The sequence below is a fragment of the Bradyrhizobium sp. genome, assembly GCF_016462955.1.
Classification (GTDB): domain Bacteria; phylum Pseudomonadota; class Alphaproteobacteria; order Rhizobiales; family Xanthobacteraceae; genus Bradyrhizobium.
The window spans coordinates 1-1,624 of record NZ_JAEMSD010000871.1 but is presented as its reverse complement, the minus strand read 5'-3'; the positions used below and the strand labels follow the sequence as shown (position 1 = coordinate 1,624).

Sequence of the window (1,624 nt, the reverse complement as noted above, 5' to 3'; positions counted from 1 at the left end):
TCGACATAGAGCGCGTCGAGGCCGCCGGCATGCTCCAGCGCGCTCACGCTGGCATGGCCCATGCGCGCGAGGAACGCGGGGTTGGCATAGAGCAGGCGGTCGAGCCGGTAGATCAGGATGCCGGTCGGCAACAGGTCGAGCAGCGTGCGGTCGCGCGTGCTCATGCCGCGGGCCGGCGGTGCGGGCTCGGTCAGCCATTCGGCGGCGACTTGCGGCGCCTCCACCTCCGGCGCCGCCGGCTCGGCTGCGATCTCCGCTGGCGGCTCGGATGATGCGTCGGCCGCGATGGTCTCGCGCTCGCGTTCGAGCCGCTCCGACAATTGCCGCGCGAGCTCGTTGAACGCGCTGTTCTCGACCGGCGTCAGGGTCGGCGCGCGCGTGTCGCCGTGCGGACGGAAAGGCACGACATTGGGAGGGGTTTCCACGGGCGTGTCCAGCTCGGTTGGGTGTGAAGTCGCGTCGGTTGTGGGCTCTGGCAAGTCGGGCTCTTGCAAATCAGGCTCTGGCAAGTCGGGCTCGGCGATCGGCTCGGGTATGGGCGGCTCGATCGGCGCCGCCGCCGTTGCTTCCGGCTCCGGCTCTGATTGCGGCTCCTGCTCGGGCTCCGACTCTAATTCTGAGTCTCTCCAGGGCTCGACCGCCTCGGCCGAAAGTCCCTGCGGCGCCGGCGGCTCGGTGAGTTGCTCGAAGCGGCGGAGCGCTTCCAGCCGGTTGAGCGCATCGAGATCGCGGCAGACGCCAAAGCCCTTGAAGCCGGCGAAGTTGCGCGCGTTGTCGTAGACCGGCAGGCCGGCGAGCTCGACCGGAATGTGCTCGCCGCCATCGGCCGGCCAGTTCACGGTGATGCCGGCCCAGGTGTCCTGGCTGTCCAGCGCCTTGGCCACGCGGCCATCGCCATCGAGCGAGAAGTCCGCGGCGATCTCGCGCCAGGGACGGCCGAAGCCGGCAGCGGTGCGCGCGCCGATCAGGCCGATGAAGTCGTCGGACAGCAGCACGAAGCGGCCCTCTGCATCCACCTGCCAGAGGAAGCGCAGCGGATGCTGACGCGGTGCAGGCGGCGCTTGCCGGCCCGTGGGCTCATTGCCCGAGGACGCCTGATCCAAGGACGCCTGATCCAGGGACTCTTGATCCATGGACTCCTGTCCCAAGGACTGCTGGCCCGATGGCGGCTCGACCATGCCCGCATTGATCGCCTCGGCCTGTGGCGACGCAATGGCTTGTGGCTGGTTTTCAACCGGAGTCTTGCCCGCGGCGTCCGCCGCCGCCGCGCCGGCCGGCTGCGTGGGCGCGGCCGTCTCGGCCGGCGTCTCGGGCGGGTCGGTGAAGGCGTCGAACAGCGCGACCCCGGATGGAGTCTCCTCCGGCGGCGCAGGCTGCGCGTCCTCCGGCATTGCGGGCGGAGCCGCGATGTCGGTGGACTCGCCCGCGGCAGGGCGCGCGGAAGCTGCGCCGGCGGCCGGCTCGATCAGCGCGACCAGGCCGACATCGGCGCCCGTGCCGACCCGTTGCAGCACCATCTGGCCGATCCCGATCGGCGTCGCGGCGCGCCCCTCGCGCAGCGCATCGCCGCGGGCCCGTTCGAGCCCGGCTTCGAACAGATCGCGGAAGCCGAGCAGGGCGCGGG

1 protein-coding gene is annotated in these 1,624 nt (G+C 71.4%); it reads right to left on the bottom strand.

Annotation, left to right across the window (positions count from 1 at the left end; translation table 11 throughout):
- Window positions 1-1,624, bottom strand: a 1,624-nt coding sequence (locus tag JHD07_RS39390) for a PAS domain-containing protein (RefSeq protein WP_366865940.1), incomplete at both ends; no start/stop codon positions are given.